This window comes from Falsiroseomonas sp., assembly GCF_030695085.1.
In the GTDB taxonomy this organism is placed as follows: domain Bacteria; phylum Pseudomonadota; class Alphaproteobacteria; order Acetobacterales; family Acetobacteraceae; genus Falsiroseomonas.
Genome location: NZ_JAUYTS010000035.1, coordinates 1 through 14,063 on the forward strand (window position 1 = coordinate 1; position 14,063 = coordinate 14,063).

General features: G+C 71.7%; 15 protein-coding genes and 1 pseudogene. 6 read left to right on the top strand and 10 right to left on the bottom strand.

What is annotated here, in order from left to right; translation table 11 throughout:
• Positions 1-208 precede the first annotated feature (208 nt).
• Positions 209-1,285: a DUF2125 domain-containing protein gene (locus tag Q8S40_RS03465; protein WP_305669293.1), complete on the bottom strand. Its 1,077-nt coding sequence runs from the start codon at positions 1,283-1,285 to the stop codon at positions 209-211.
• Positions 1,286-1,325: 40 nt separating this feature from the next.
• On the opposite strand from Q8S40_RS03465, the gene Q8S40_RS03470 reads away from it, so the two are divergent.
• The gene (locus Q8S40_RS03470) at positions 1,326-1,931 is read left to right on the top strand and encodes a gamma-glutamylcyclotransferase (RefSeq protein ID WP_304810102.1); all 606 of its coding nucleotides are present in this window, start codon (positions 1,326-1,328) and stop codon (positions 1,929-1,931) included.
• A gap of 298 nt (positions 1,932-2,229) precedes the next feature.
• Here the strand turns inward: Q8S40_RS03470 and Q8S40_RS03475 are convergent, their stop codons facing one another.
• Genes Q8S40_RS03475 through Q8S40_RS03490 form a run of 4 tightly spaced genes read right to left on the bottom strand, consistent with a single transcriptional unit; the run spans position 2,230 to position 5,342 of the window.
• Positions 2,230-2,949, bottom strand: a complete 720-nt coding sequence (locus Q8S40_RS03475) for a 1-acyl-sn-glycerol-3-phosphate acyltransferase (protein WP_304810100.1) — start codon at positions 2,947-2,949, stop codon at positions 2,230-2,232.
• Positions 2,946-3,569 carry a YdcF family protein gene (locus Q8S40_RS03480; protein WP_304810098.1) on the bottom strand — a complete coding sequence of 208 codons (624 nt, stop codon included), beginning with the start codon at positions 3,567-3,569 and terminating at the stop codon, positions 2,946-2,948. Before Q8S40_RS03480 ends, Q8S40_RS03475 begins: the two co-directional genes overlap by 4 nt.
• The gene (locus Q8S40_RS03485; RefSeq protein WP_305669294.1) at positions 3,566-4,432 is read right to left on the bottom strand and encodes an ABC transporter permease; all 867 of its coding nucleotides are present in this window, start codon (positions 4,430-4,432) and stop codon (positions 3,566-3,568) included. The genes Q8S40_RS03480 and Q8S40_RS03485 overlap by 4 nt, the downstream gene beginning before the upstream one ends.
• Positions 4,425-5,342 (bottom strand): cell division ATP-binding protein FtsE, encoded by a 918-nt coding sequence (locus tag Q8S40_RS03490; RefSeq protein ID WP_371136795.1) that lies wholly within the window; start codon positions 5,340-5,342, stop codon positions 4,425-4,427. Before Q8S40_RS03490 ends, Q8S40_RS03485 begins: the two co-directional genes overlap by 8 nt.
• A gap of 117 nt (positions 5,343-5,459) precedes the next feature.
• Between Q8S40_RS03490 and Q8S40_RS25135 the strand changes: the two are divergent.
• Positions 5,460-5,558 (top strand): annotated as a pseudogene (locus tag Q8S40_RS25135) (zinc-ribbon domain-containing protein); the annotation flags it as partial.
• 144 nt (positions 5,559-5,702) lie between these two features.
• Positions 5,703-5,939, top strand: coding sequence for a hypothetical protein (locus Q8S40_RS03495; protein WP_305669295.1), 237 nt, complete (start codon positions 5,703-5,705; stop codon positions 5,937-5,939).
• A gap of 55 nt (positions 5,940-5,994) precedes the next feature.
• Here Q8S40_RS03495 and Q8S40_RS03500 read toward each other — a convergent pair whose 3' ends face one another.
• From Q8S40_RS03500 to Q8S40_RS03520, 5 genes are all read right to left on the bottom strand, one after another.
• Complete coding sequence (locus tag Q8S40_RS03500) at positions 5,995-7,629, bottom strand: diguanylate cyclase (RefSeq protein WP_305669296.1); 1,635 nt, start codon at positions 7,627-7,629, stop codon at positions 5,995-5,997.
• Between the two features lie 235 nt (positions 7,630-7,864).
• Positions 7,865-9,463, bottom strand: coding sequence for an ABC transporter substrate-binding protein (locus Q8S40_RS03505; protein WP_304810090.1), 1,599 nt, complete (start codon positions 9,461-9,463; stop codon positions 7,865-7,867).
• Between the two features lie 26 nt (positions 9,464-9,489).
• Entirely contained in the window at positions 9,490-10,308 is an 819-nt protein-coding gene (locus tag Q8S40_RS03510; RefSeq protein WP_305669297.1) for a polysaccharide deacetylase, read from the bottom strand.
• A 22-nt stretch (positions 10,309-10,330) separates the two neighbouring features.
• The gene (locus Q8S40_RS03515; RefSeq protein ID WP_305669298.1) at positions 10,331-11,068 is read right to left on the bottom strand and encodes an SDR family NAD(P)-dependent oxidoreductase; all 738 of its coding nucleotides are present in this window, start codon (positions 11,066-11,068) and stop codon (positions 10,331-10,333) included.
• The gene (locus Q8S40_RS03520) at positions 11,061-11,825 is read right to left on the bottom strand and encodes an SDR family NAD(P)-dependent oxidoreductase (protein ID WP_305669299.1); all 765 of its coding nucleotides are present in this window, start codon (positions 11,823-11,825) and stop codon (positions 11,061-11,063) included. The genes Q8S40_RS03515 and Q8S40_RS03520 overlap by 8 nt, the downstream gene beginning before the upstream one ends.
• Positions 11,826-11,924: 99 nt before the next feature.
• On the opposite strand from Q8S40_RS03520, the gene Q8S40_RS03525 reads away from it, so the two are divergent.
• The 3 genes from Q8S40_RS03525 (at position 11,925) to Q8S40_RS03535 (ending at position 14,060) form a co-directional block, all read left to right on the top strand.
• Positions 11,925-12,287: an OB-fold domain-containing protein gene (locus Q8S40_RS03525; protein WP_305669300.1), complete on the top strand. Its 363-nt coding sequence runs from the start codon at positions 11,925-11,927 to the stop codon at positions 12,285-12,287.
• Positions 12,284-13,429 carry a thiolase family protein gene (locus Q8S40_RS03530; RefSeq protein ID WP_305669301.1) on the top strand — a complete coding sequence of 382 codons (1,146 nt, stop codon included), beginning with the start codon at positions 12,284-12,286 and terminating at the stop codon, positions 13,427-13,429. The genes Q8S40_RS03525 and Q8S40_RS03530 overlap by 4 nt, the downstream gene beginning before the upstream one ends.
• A 61-nt stretch (positions 13,430-13,490) precedes the next feature.
• Positions 13,491-14,060: a hypothetical protein gene (locus tag Q8S40_RS03535; protein ID WP_305669302.1), complete on the top strand. Its 570-nt coding sequence runs from the start codon at positions 13,491-13,493 to the stop codon at positions 14,058-14,060.
• The last annotated feature ends 3 nt before the right edge of the window (positions 14,061-14,063 follow it).

Consider the following 14,063-nt stretch of genomic DNA (forward strand, 5'->3'; position numbering starts at 1 on the left):
GGCCGCGGGCCAGGGCGGTCAGGGTCATACGGGACATTTCGGGCATCATTTCCGTGGGGAGGACCGATCATCGTTCCACTGCGAAACGAAACCTAAGGGTGAGTTGAAGGCATCTCCAGATCGCGGAATCTATTTCCGCGATAGGCGATGCCAGGGGGGGGCATTGCCAGGGGGGCATTGCCAGGGGGGGCGTTGCCAGCGGGCGTTCTCAGCGCGGCGCGGCGCTGGCCACCGGCCAGTCCCAGGCCGGGAAGCGCAGCACCGGGATGCGGGCGATCGCCAGGGTGCGGTCCTCCACCGTCACCGGCACCTCGATCTCGGTGCCGCCGCCGGGGGCGGGGCGGGACATCAGCGGCAGCATGATGCGCGCGGTGCCGGCGGCGCGCCGCCCGACCACGCCGGCATCCGTCAGCGCCTGAAGCGCCTCCGCCGCGCCGGTGACGCGGAGTGTGCCGGCGCCCATCGGCTGAAGCGCCTCATCCAGCGCCAGGGTGGCCGCCGCGGCGACCTCCGCCGGGCCCCAGCGCAGTGCCACCTGGCGCAATTCCAGCGATCCGCCGGCATCGCGCCAGGCTTCCGCCCGCCGGGCCGGCTCGCGGCCGGGCGGCACCGGGCCGCTCAGGGACAACTCCGCCAGCAGCGCCTCGATCCGGCGGCCGAAGCCCCGCGTGGCATCCGCGGCGGCGGGCAGGTCGATCGCCTCCGCCGCCAAGTCGAGCGTGATCGCCGGCTCATCCTCCGTGGCGGTGGAGGAACTGGCGACGGCAAGCCGGGCGCGGGCCACCTCCATCGGTCCGGCCGGGCCGGCCAGGCGCAGCCGCTCTGCCAGCAGCACGGCCTCCCGCGGCGGGGTGTCCGGCTCCAGCGGCACCAGGGCCACCAGTTCATCCGCCGCGAAGCGCCATTCGCCGCCGGCCAGGCGCAGGCGCTGGGCTCCGGGCATCTCGACGCGCAGGCGATTGAGCCGCGGCAGGGTGACGCGCAGCACCACGCGTTCCGCATCCAGCGCCAGGCCGCCCGGCAGCGTGGCGCCGCCGCCTTCCAGCCGCACCGTGCCCAGGGTCAGCGTGGCGGAGAAGGGCCAGCCGCCGCGCACCGGTGCGGCATGGTCCACCCGCCAACCCTGCGCGCGCCGGATCTCGACCCAGGTGGCGAGCCCAGATTCAAGCTGCTGGGCCATGGTCCGCCACAACAGGGTGTGCCCGGCGCCCAGGGCGAACAGCAGCAGCAGCGCGCCGAATGCGAGCCGGGGGCCGAGGGGGCGGCCACGCCGCGGGGTCTTCATTTCCATTCTGGGTGAGGGTATAGCCGGTTCCGGTCTTCCCGTGCAGGCACCCCCGATTTTCCCCACCGCCGATCCGCCGCCGCTGCATGATGGGGCGCTCTGGGTCTTCGGCTATGGGTCCTTGATCTGGCGGCCCGGCTTCGACCATGCCGGCTGCCACCCCGCCCTGCTGGGCGGCTATCATCGCCGCTTCTGCCTGTGGTCGCACCGCTACCGCGGCACGCCGGAGGCTCCGGGCCTGGTGCTCGGGCTGGACCGCGGCGGCGCCTGCCGGGGCGTGGTGTTCCGGGTGCCGGCGGCCGCGGCGGCCGAGGTGCTGCACTATCTGGACGAGCGTGAACTGCCGGACGGGGCGGAGGTGGTCTATCACCGCCGCGTGCTGCGGGTGCGGCGGCTGGATGCGCCGGACAGCCCGGCGGTGCCGGCCGTGACCTATGTCGCCAATCGTGGCTGCCGGCTTTACGTGCGGGGCCTGGCCGATGCGGTGGCGGCGCGGGCCATCGCGCAGGGCGTCGGCCAGATGGGCCCGAACCGCGACTACCTGCTGAATACGCTGCGCCACCTGGCCGAAATGGGGGTGCGGGACCGGGGCCTCGCGCGCCTGGCTGCCCTTCTGCCCGAGGCAGCGGATCTTGTTCCGTTATGACAACAGGCCGTCCGGAACATGCCGCCCCGCGGCCGCTGCGCCAAGTTTAATCCACCGCGCCTTTGGCGCCTAAGTCCTTGTCCGGCTTTGCGAAGCGGCCCCCGGACCCGGGTGAACCCTGCATTCGGCGTCGAACGGATAGATGAGGGAAATCAATGCGTTGCGCGAAGGCCGTTGCGGCTTATTTGACGTATGATCAATGGTTTGGTCGGATTTAGGAACGCCTCGTATCAGAACCGCCCTTCGGCCTGGGGACAACCGGGACTGTCAACCCACAGATTTATCCACAGGGTCGGAGTCAGCCGAATTGTGGCTCGGCCATCAATCGATCCGTGGTTTCTTCGATCTGGCTTTGCAGGGATTCGAGCATCCGCGCCCGGTTCAGGCCCGCCGGCAGCGGCGGCAGGATGGCGATGCGGATCACGCCCGGCCGCTTCAGGAAATGCCGGCGGCCCCAGACCCGGCCGCTATCGGTGGCCACCGGCACCACCGGCGCCCCGGTGCCGGCGGCAATCGCCACCACCCCGGGCTGGTAGGCCACGCGCTGGCCCACCGGGGTGCGCGTGCCTTCCGGAAAGATCACCACCTGGGCCCCCGCGGCCACCGCGGCGGTGGCGGCCCGCAGCATGCCACGCAGCGCCGGGCCGCCGCCCTCGCGGTCCACCGGGATCATCCCGGCATTGCGGGCGTGCCAGCCATAGACCGGAATCGCCAGCAATTCCTTCTTCATCACATAGGCCGGCTTTTCCAGCAGGCTCAGCCAGATGATGGTGTCGAAGGCCGATTGATGCTTGGCCGCGATCACCACGCCGCCGGGCGGCAGGTTCTCCCACCCCCGCACCTCCACCCGCACGCCGACGCTGATGCGCAGCGCCAGGATGACGAGTTGTGCCCAAAGCCGGGTCACCCGCAGCGCCGCGCCGCTCGGCAGCAGCAGGGTCGGGATGGCGATGATGCCGACCACGGCGGTGATGCCGAAGAACAGCAGGTTGAATACCAGGGACCGTAGCCAGATCATCGCAGCGCCCGCTCCTTCGCCGGCAGGAAACGCGTCAGCCCGGCGGCTGCGGCCACATACTTCAGATACTCGCCGGACAGCAGGGTCCATCGGCGCAATCCGGACAATGCGCGGCCATCGGGGCTGCCATCCGCGCGCAGCCCTGGCGGCACCACCGGATGAGGCACCACCTCCAGCCCCGGCGCCGCGCGGCGCAATTCCAGCAGCGCCCGCGGCATGTGGTAGCCCGCCGTCACCAGGCGGACGGAGCCGATGCCACGGCCGCGCGCATAGGCCGCCACCTCCACCGCATTGCCCAGCGTGGTCGCCGCCGCCCAGCCAAGGGTGACGCGGCCGGTGAGCGCCGCCGGGTCCCGCCCATGCGCGCGGGCCAGTTCGGGCAGGGTCAGGCGGGCATGCGCGCCGGAGACCAGCAGTCGCGGCGCCGCACCCTGTTCCAGCAGCCGCAGGGCGGTCTCCACCCGGTCGGCGCCGCCGGTCAGCACCACCACCGCCTCGGTCGGCCGCACCGGGTCCTCCACCGCGGCGGTGGCGCCGGCCAGGAAGCGCAGGAATCCCCAGCCGAGCAGCAGCAGCCCGGCCAGGCCAAGCCCGCCGATCAGGACCAGCAGGCGCTTCACGGCAATTGGTGCAGCCAGCGCCGCACGGTGGCCTGCGCGGTGGCCCAGCCAACCAGATAGGCCACCGGCGGCAAGGCCAGCAGCCCCGCCCAGGGCAGCCCGGCCAGGCTGTGCAGGCGGCTTTCCGCGCCCACCCAGGGGCCGGCGAGGTCCACCAGCAGCGCCAGCGCCGGCACCGATATGCCGGCACCGACCAGCGCCCCGGTCGCCGCCAGCAGGCCAACCCGCCGAGCGAAGCGGCCGGCGATATCGCCATCCCGCGCGCCGAGGCCGTGCAGCACCTCGATCGCGTTGCGCCGCGCTGACAGCCCGGCGCGGGTGGCCACCGCCACCACCGCGGCGGCCACCACCGCCACCAGCAGCAGGACGCCCAGCGCGATGGCCTGCAGGCTGCGCGCCAGCGCCGCCAGCCGCTGCACCCACAGCCCATGCGCCTCCACCATCGCGCCCGGCACCACATTGGCCAGCCGGTCGCCGATCAGCACCGGGTCGGTGCGCTGGTCCCGCAGCCGCAGCTCGATGACGCCGGGCATGGCGATGGCGGGGCTTTCGCCGAGCCAGGGGCGCAGCAGCGCGGCCAGCCGTTCCGGCTCCATCGCCTCGGCTTCGGCCACTTCCGGCATCTGCCGCAGCGCCGCCACCGCGCGGTCCAGCCGCACCGCATCGGCATCGGGAATCTGCACCGTGACCGCCGCGGCGGCGCCGCGCTGCCAGCGCTCGGCCAGCGTCGCCGCGCCCTGCGCCCCGGCCAAAGCGAGCGCCGCGAGCAGCGCCATGGCGGCGACCAGGCCGGGCAGCAGCAACCCGGACAGCGCCCGGCGCAGCCCCAGCGGGTCCCGGGAGTAACGGCGGCGCCTAGCCATGCGGCGGCGGTCCCCGGCGAGGGTCCCGCGGGCGGACGATGTAGGGCGGCGGGCGGTTGGCGTGGCGCGGCGGCTCGGGGAACTCGGCCGGGTCGGAATACGGCTCCGGCGGGGTTTCCGCGGGATAGGTATCCTCGGCCGGCGGGTCATCGGCCTGCGGCGCCTCCGGCCAGGCGCCGGGATGCCCCTCCGGATCATAGCCTGCGGCCGAGTCGACCCCGCGCGCACTGTCCACGTCATGCAGCCGCCCATCGTGCAGCAGCAGGGACGGCGCCGGGAAGCGGGAGACGAGGTCCTCGTCATGGGTGGCCACCACCACCGTGGTGCCGAGCCGGTTCATCTCCCGCAGCAGGGCCAGCAGGCGGCGGGCCTGGTGGTTGTCGAGGTTCCCGGTCGGCTCATCCGCCACCAGCAGGGCAGGGCGGTGCACCACGGCGCGGGCGATGGCGATGCGCTGCTGCTCGCCGCCCGAAAGCTCCGGCGGCAGCGCCTCCGCCCGCTCCGCCAGGCCGACCCAGCGCAGCATCTCCGTCACATCGGCGCGCAGCGAGGCCTCCGGCCGCCCGGCCAGGCGCAGCGGCAGCGCCACATTGTCGAAGGCGGACAGATAGGGCAGCAGGCGGAAATCCTGGAACACCACGCCGATGCGCCGCCGTACCGGCGCCAGCGCGGCACGCCGGGCATTGGCGGTCCGCAGGCCCAGCACCTCCACCTCGCCGCGCGTCGGGCGCAGCGCCAGGTGCATCAGGCGCAGCACCGAGGATTTGCCCGCCCCGGAGGGGCCGAGCAGCCAGGTGAAGGACCCCTGGGGCAGGGCGAAGGTCACATCGACCAGCGCCTCCGGCCCCCATGATCCGGTATGTGGGCCACCGCCGGGGTAGCGGAGGCCGACCGCCTCGAAGCGCACCATGCGCCCTGTCTGCCACGCAGCGGGCGTGGCGCCAAATGATGCTGCCGTGGCGATGCATCATTCGGCGCCGGATGGTGGCTGGACGCGGGGCGCGCGGCGCCGCAAAACTGCGACGACATGCGAATTTCCTGCCCAAAATGCAGCGCCGAATATGATGTGCCGGACCAGGCGCTGGCCGCCGGACCGCGGATGCTGCGCTGCGCCCGCTGCGGCCACAGCTTCCGGGCCGCGTTACCGGAGCCGCCGGCGGACGCACCGGCGCCCGGCCCCGCCCCCAGATTGCGCCCCGAGTCGCGGATAAATGCCCCGGCCGGGCCGACCGCCGGGGCGGTGGCGCCCGAGGTCCTGCCCCCGCCGCCGATGTCCCCCCCGCCGCCTCCTCCATCGCGCACCCCGCCACCGCCGCCCGGGGCCGCGGCGGAGGACCGGCTGGGTCATGCCCCCACCAGCCCGCCGGACCGTTTCGCGGTGGCCGGATGGGTGCTGACGGTGCTGGTGCTGGGGCTGGCGGCCTATGCCGGCTACGCCTTCCGCGCCGAGATCATGGCAGCCTGGCCGCCCGCGCAGCGGCTTTATGCGCTGCTCGGGCTGGCCTAGTGACCGTTTGAAAACGCCAACGGGTCCTTAGCCGCCGGCATTCTCGAACGATTGTTCAGCGCGACAGGTTGCTGGCGCGCATTTCCTTCGGCACCTCGCTCACCATCCGAAGTTCCACCCGGTTGCGCCCCTTGGCCTTGGCCAGGAACACCGCCGCATCGGCCCGCTGCAACAATTCCTCGGCCGAGCTATCGCCCGGCAGCAGGCCGGTGACGCCGAGGCTGGCAGTCAGCCGCGCCGGCACCTCGTCCCCGTTCAGCATGAAACTGTGCCGGGCAATGGCGGCGCGCAGGGCCTCCGCGAGCGATGCGCCTTCCGCCGCACCGGCGCCGGGCAGGGCAATGGCGAAGATCTCCCCGCCCAGCCGGCCGAAGCTGGCGGGCCAACCCTCAAGCTGGTCGCGCCCGATCTGCGCCACGGCCTGAAGCGCGGCATCGCCGGCGGCGTGGCCGCGCATGTCGTTCAGCGGGCGGAAATGGTCCAGATCCATCACCACCAGCGCCAGCTTGCCGCCCTGCCGGCGCGCCTCGGCGAAGGATTCGCGCAGCCGGCACAGGAAATGGCCGCGATTGCCGATGCCGGTCAGGTCGTCCGTCTCTGCGCGGCGGCGCAGTTCCGCGGTGCGGGCGGCAACCTCCGCGGTCAGGCGGATGTTGCTCGCGGCCAGAAGCGTCTCCGCCTCCCGCCGCTCGCTCAGCAGGGCCATCAGCACCAGCGCGTTGGTCGCCATCAGCACGATCATCATGCCCACCGCCCGCAGCGGATTCGGCACCAGATCCGGCTGGAACGGGCCGAGCCCTGCCAGCGTGCCCACGGTGGCCACCACCGAGATCAGCGTCAGCAGGCTGTAGGCGGCGCGCAGCGAGATGCGGAGCGTGATCCAGGTGACGGGAATGGTCAGCAGCACCACCGCCTCCGGCTGCACCAGGGCGGCGGCCGGGGGCGGCAGGGCGAATACCAGGCCGGCGAGACCGGCCGCCGCCGCCAGCACCACGCTGTCGCTCGTGGCGGGGGCGGCCCGCGTGCCATCGTCCGGCATGCGCCGCGCGGGGGAGGCCGGGGTGCGCTCGATCCCCATCCACAGCAGCAGCGTCGGCGCGAAGAAGAACACGCCGCCCGCCTCGCACAGCGCCCAGCGGGAAAACGCCGAATAGGCGGCCTCCACCGGCAGGCCGCCGGCCACCAGCAGCCCCGCGGTGCCGCCCGCGGCGGTCAGCAGCGCCTGCAGCACGACGCAGCCGGCGACGAAGCCGAGCACGCCGCGCAGCCGGGTGAACAGGCCGGTCGGCGGCCGCAGCGCCCGCGTCAGCAGCGCACCGGCCAGCGGCCCGAGGCTGTTGGACAGCGAGATCAGCACGGAGGTTAGCAGGCTGGCATCCAGCAGCAGCCAGTTGACCGCGAAGGAACCGAGGAACAGCCCCGGCACCAGCCGCGCGCCGCCCAGCAGGCAGGCCACTGCGGCGATGCCCGCCGGCAGCCAGATCGGCGCCGGGAACAGCCCATATTGTGCGAAGAAGGTGCCGACCGCCGCCCCGAGCCCGGCATAGAGCAGGGCGGCCACCAGATTGCCCAGCAGCAGGCGGCCAGGCCCTGCCAGAAGCTCCGGTACGGCTGGCCGGGGCTTGCGCGACGCCAGGGGCGAGGCTGTGGCGGCACTGGGGCCAAGGCCGCCCTGGGCTGGGTATGGCATCGGGTCGGTGGATCTCACTCGTCGCTGGATGCGGGCAGGACGTCGAGCTGCGCCAGACCCGCCATGCATGACGGGTCCAAGGATCACGCACAGCGCAAATCAGACTGCCACCACCGGCCCTGCGCCGCAACATCCGGTTGTCCAGCGGATCGTAGCGCGACGGGCTGCGTGCATTGCGGCGTGCGCCGCAATGCCAGGCCGCACGCCGCGCCGGAAGACGGTCGCGCTGCGTGGATCAGCGCGCCGGCTTTTCGATGTTCCAGATCACCGGGAAGCCGAAATCGATCACGCCGCGCAGCTCCGCCCGCCAGACGGCCGGGCTGCGGAACTGGCCGGCGATCGGGAAGGTGGCATTCTCGAACGAGATCTTCTGCAACTGCGCCGCCAATTCGCGCCGCTTCGCCGGGTCGCCTTCTGCCTCGAACTGCGCCAGCACGGGGGACATCTCGTCCACGCAATAGCCCCAGGGCTGGTTGTCCGTGCAGTTGAAGCCGACACCCATGTTGGACAGCGGGTTCGCCAGGTCGAAGCCGGTATAGACCACCGGCACGATGTTCCAGCCGCCCTGGTCCAGCGGCTGGCGCTGCACCCAGCGCTGCGCGATGGAAGCCCAGTCGCTGGCCTGCACATCCAGGTTGAAGCCGGCGCGCTTCAGCCGGTCGATCATCACCAGGCCGTAGGGGTTCAGCAGCGGGCTGTCCGCCGGGTGCAGCAGCACCACGCGTTCATTGTTGTAGCCGGCCTGTTGCAGCAGGGCGCGCGCGGCATCGAGGCTCGGGCGCTGGATCAACTCGCTGCCGAGTGTGCTGGAATAGGGCGCGCCGCACATGAACAGGCTGGCGCAATCGGGCTGGCCGAGGCCTTCCCCGAAGCCGGCGCCGGCCAGCACCTCCGTCCGGTCCAGCGCCTGCTGCACGGCGCGGCGCATCAGCACGTTGTTGAAGGGCGGCAAATAGTGGTTGAGGCTGGCGCAATACATCAGCGTCGCCTGGCCACCGGCCTCGGCGATCTTCATCTGCCGGTTGGTGCGCAGGCGTGGCAGGTAGTCCACTGGCGCATATTCCAGGTAGTCCACCTCTCCGGTCTGCAGCGCGGCGACGCGCAGCCCCGGATCGGCCATCGTCGCCATCTCGACGCGGTCGAGCTTCACCACCTTGCCGCCGGCCAGCCCATCCGCCGGCTCATCCCGCGGCACGTAGTTCGCGTTGCGGGTGAAGCTGGCGCGCTCGCCCGGGATCCAGTTGGTGCGCTGGAAGATGAAGGGGCCGGAGCCCATGATCTCCTGCACCTGCTGCGAGGGCGGCGTGGCGCTGGCGATGCGTGCCGGCATGATGAAGGGCACGTGGACGGAGGGTTTTCCAAGTGCCTCCAGCACGCCACCGAAGGGCTTCGACAGTTTCAGCACGAAGTTGCGGGCATCCGTTGCCGTCAGGCTTTCGGTGGAGGCCATCAGGCGGCGGCCGATGGAATCGCGGCCGCCCCAGCGCTTGAGCGAGGCGACGCAATCCTCCGCCGTCACCGGGCTGCCGTCGTGGAAAGCCAGGCCGGGGCGCAGCGCGAAATTCCAGGTCAGGCCATCCGCGCTGATCTCCCAGCCCGACAGCATCTGCGGCTTGTACTCGCCGCGCCCGTTCATCGAAACCAGCGTGTCGAAGACGAGGTAGGCGAAATTGCGGGTGACGAAGCTGGGGCTGGAAATCGGGTCCAGGTTCTGCAGCCCGACATTGACGATGAAACGGAACGGCGCCGCCTGCGCCTGGGCGCGCGAGGATGCGCCGGCGGAGAGGATGGTGATGCCGGCGCCCGCAAGCGCCTGTCGGCGGGTGATCTGCATGGTGGTTTCTCCTCAGCGAATTTTGCTCAGCGCTTTTCCTGGGCGGCCCAGGCTTCGGCGATTTCGGTGCAGGTGGCGAACCAAACGTCATCGAAGCCGCGGATGAAGGCAATCATTTCCCGCAGCAGCGCGATACGGCTGGGGCGGCCCGACAATTGCGGGTGCATGACCAGGTTGTAGAAGCCGCCCCAGCGGTGGATTTCCTTGAATTCCTCCTGCCAGACCTCGCGGATGTGGCTGTTGGTCATGATCGGGCGCGGCGTCTTCACGCTGAACAGCACGAAGGGCGCGTCATCCAGGCTCCAGTGATAGGGCAGTTCCACCAGCTGCCGGCCGCCATCCGGATGCGGCAGGCGATAGGGATTCACATCGCCCATCATCGAGCTGTCATACAGGAAGCCGTGCTTGTCGAGCTGCCGCACCAGCTCATCCGTCGTCTCACCCGCCGGGGACCGGTAGCCCTTCGGCACCACGCCAAGCACGCGCTTCAGGCTGTCCAGGCCCTTCTCGATTTCCTCGATGTCCTTCTCCGGCGCATCCGGGTCCGGCCAGGCGTGGGAATAGCTGTGGTGGCCGACCTCATGCCCGCCCTTCAGGATCATCTCGGCACGGTCGGTGTGGTGTTCCACCGTCCAGCCGGGGATGAAGAAGGTGCCCTTCACGCCGGCATCCTCCAGCGTCTCCAGGATCTTCGGCACGCCGACCTTGGCGCCGTAGCTGCCCTGGCTGAGCGTGCCGGGGCGGCGGGCGTTGGAGGGGTCGCGCGACAGCCACAGCGTCTCCGCATCGAAGTCGAAGGTCAGCGCCACGGCGCAGCGCGCGCCGTTTGGCCATTTCACGCTCATATCCATCGCCTCTGCTTCTCCCTCAATCACGCGTTGCGTTGCGGGCTTCGAGCCAGCCGCCATCCACCGCCAGCACCTGCCCCGTCACGAAGGACGCATCCGCCGAGGCGAGGAAGGCGATCACGCTCGCCACCTCCGCCGGCGTGCCGGCCCGGCGCAGTGGCGCGGCCTGCACCATGCCACTTACATACCAGCTATCGCGCAGAAAGCCCTCGGTCATCGCCGTCTCGATGACGCCCGGCGCCACGGCATTCACGCGGATGCCCACCGGCCCGAGCTCCGCCGCCAGGGTCCGCGTCGCCTGGGCCACGCCGGCCTTGGCCACCGCATAGGCCATGGTGCCGGGGTGGCCGGCGATGCCGAAGATGGAGGCGACATTCACCACGCGCCCGCCCGGCCGCGGCAGATGCGGCAGCACATCCCGCGTCACGCGCAGCACCGCACCGAGATTCACATCGAGGAAACGCGCGATCAGCGCATCATCCGATTGATCCAGCCGGCGCGACCCGCCGATGCCGGCATTGTTCACCAGCAGGTCGATGCGCCCGAAGGCGGCCAGCGCGGCCTGCGCGATGCGCGTTCCGGCATCGGGTGCTGCCACATCCAGCATCAGTGACGCGGCGCCGAGTGCGGCCGCCGTGGCCGCCACCTCCTCATCCCGGTCCACCAGCAGCACATCCAGGCCATCGGCGCGCAGCCTTGCGGCGGTGGCAGCCCCGATGCCGCGCGCGGCGCCGGTGACGATCGCGGCGTCAGGCAAGCCGGCCACCATCGATCGGCAGTGCTGCGCCGTTGATGTAGCTGGCCGCATCGCTCAGCAGGAACAGCACCGCGGTCGTCACCTCATGCACCTCGCCGAAGCGGGCGGAGGGGTTCTTCGCGCGGAACATCGCCTCCACCCCCGCGGCGCGATCGCCGAGCTGCTCGAACACGCCGCGCAGCATCGGCGTCTCGATCTGGCCGGGGCAGACGGTGTTGGCGCGGATGCCCTGCATGGCGTGGCCGGTGGCGACGCTGCGCGTCATCAGCACCACCGCGCCCTTGCTGGCCGAATAGGTCGGGAACACCGCATTGCCGACGATGCCGGAACCCGATGCGATGGTCACCACCGCGCCGCCGCCCGCCGCCGCCATGCGCGGCAGCACCGCCTTCAGCGCCAGCCAGGTGCCCTTCACATTTACCGCGAAAACCTGGTCGAACTCGGCCTCCGTCACCTCCGGCAGCGGCCGTGTCGGGCCGAGCGTGCCGGCGGCGGTGACCAGCAGCGTCGCCGGGCCGATCGCATCCAGTGCCGCCGCGGCACGGTCGATATCCGCGGCGCTGGTCACATCGCCCACAACCACCTGCGCGCCGTCACATCGCGCGGCGGTTTCGGCCAGGCCTGCCGCATCGCGGTCGAACAGCACCAGCCGGGCGCCCTCCGCCGCCAGCGCCAGCGCGGCATCGCGGCCGAGGCCGGACGCGGCGCCGGTGACGAGGCCGACGCGGCCGATGAAGCGAAGCGGCGTGTCCGGCATGGCAAAGCGCACTCCTTGCGGCGTGCCGCCACGATCCGGCCAGTATCCCGCGCGGTCAAGGGGCGTCTATCCTGCGCGCCGCCATGGGAGTGAAACGGAGTGGACCTGCGCGAGCCTTCCCTCTATGCGCCCGCCGCCGCGGGTGACGGCGCCGTATTGCTGGCGCTGCGCGACCCGGCCAGCGGCGCGCTGAGCTTCCCCCGCTCCCTCTATGGCCCGCCGGGGCTGGAGGCGGTGGAACTCAGCGGCCAGGCCACGTTGCTGGCCTGCATCACGCTGCACCAGCCGGTGCTGCCGGGCGTGGTGCCGCCGCTGGTGGTGGCGCGGCTGCAACTCGCGGAGGGTCTGGTGGTGGATGGCGTGCTGGAGGGCACGGCGGAACCGCCGCCGGGCACGCCGATGCGCGCGGTCCTGGTGGCGGAGGATGGCGCGCTGGTCTGCCGCTTCCGGCCGGCCGCATGAGCGGCCTTGCAGGTCTGCGCCCGGTCCGCGTCGTCGGCATCGGCATGCATCGCTACCAATTCGCCAGCGACACGCCCTACATCACCCTCGGCCTGACGGCGCTGCGGGCGGCGCTGGAGGATGCCGGGCTGGGCTGGCCGGATATCGGGGCCGCGATGGTCGGCACCGCCGGCCTCGGCATGGCCGCCGGGCGCGTGATGCTGCGGCACATGGGCGCCACGGGCATCGAGGTGATGCAGGTGGAGAACGCCTCCGCCTCCGGCTCCTCCGCCTTTCGCATGGCCTGCCTGCTGGTGGGCAGCGGGCAGCGCGACATCGTGCTGGCGATGGGCGTGGACAAGCACGGCACATCGCAGCGCGCGGTGGACAAGGACGGGCTGGCGCGGCTGTCACCGACCGATCACAGCCCGCTGGTGGAATTCGCGCTGCTCGCCCGGCTGTGGCGGGACCGCCACGGGCTGCGGCCGGAGGATATGGCGCGCGTCGCGGTGAAGAATCACGGCAACGCCGCGCGCAATCCCTTCGCCCAGTTCCGCAAGCCGCGCAGCCTGGAACAGGTATTGGCCTCCGCCCCCGTCGCCGGCGACCTCACCGCGCTGCAATGCTGCCCACGAGGGGAAGGTGCGGCCGCCGTCATCGTCGCTAGCGAGGATGCGATCGCGCGGCTGAAGCTGGACCGGCGCCGCGCCATTCGCGTGCTGTCCTCCACCGCCAGCAGCGAGACCGCCGTGGCGCCTGGCGACTTCGCCATGCTGGAGATGGTGCGGCAATCCGGGCTGGAGACGTTGCGCCAGGCCGGCATCGGCGCGGAGGAGCTGGACATCGTCGAGTTGCATGACGCCTTCAGCATCGAGGAGATCGTCTATGCCGAGGCGCTCGGCCTCTGCCCGGTTGGCGAAGCGGCCGCGCGGCTGCGCGATGGCGCGTGGGAGATTGGCGGACGCTGCGCGGTGAACCCCTCCGGCGGGTTGATCGGCATGGGCCACCCGATCGGGCCCACCGGCATCGGTCAGGTGGCCGAGATCGTGCGGCAATTGCGCGGTGAGGCCACGGGCCGGCAGCAGCCGGGCGCACGCACCGCCATGGCGCATATGATCGGCCTCGGCGCCGTCGCGGTCGGCCATGTGTTGCAGCGGGAATGACCCGTGCCTCCGCTCGCGTGCTGCGCTAGACTGCAGCCTATTGCCTTGAGGGAGTGGAAGAATGAACCAGGAATTCCTCGACGATCGCCGCCGCGCGCTGGAGGAAGCCTTTTTCGCACGGGAGACCGAGGCCTGGCGCCAGCGCCAGCGCGCGGAAGCCGCGGCGGCCTCGCGGCGGGAGGGTCTGCAGGCCGCCTCCGGCATCACCGATACGGCGCTGCTGGACCGCCTGGCATCACAGGGGCTGGAAGCCTCCACCCTGGCGGCGCTGTCGCTGGTGCCGCTGGTGATGGTGGGCTGGGCCGATGGCTCGCTGGATGAGAAGGAACGCGCGGCGCTGCTGCGTGCCGCGTCCGAATCCGGCCTCGGCGCAGACAGCCCGGCGCAGCATTCGCTGACGCAATGGCTGTCCGCGCCACCGCCGCCGGCACTGCTGGAGACCTGGTCCGACTATATCCGCGCCAGCACCGCCGGCATGGATGCGGCGGCGCGGCAGGCGCTGAAATCCGGCCTGCTGGACCGTGCGCGTGGCGTGGCGGAAGCCGCGGGTGGCTTCCTCGGCCTCGGTGCGCGCATTTCGCCGGCCGAGCAGGCGATGCTGGCGAAGTTGGAACGCGCCTTCGAGGCGTAGCCG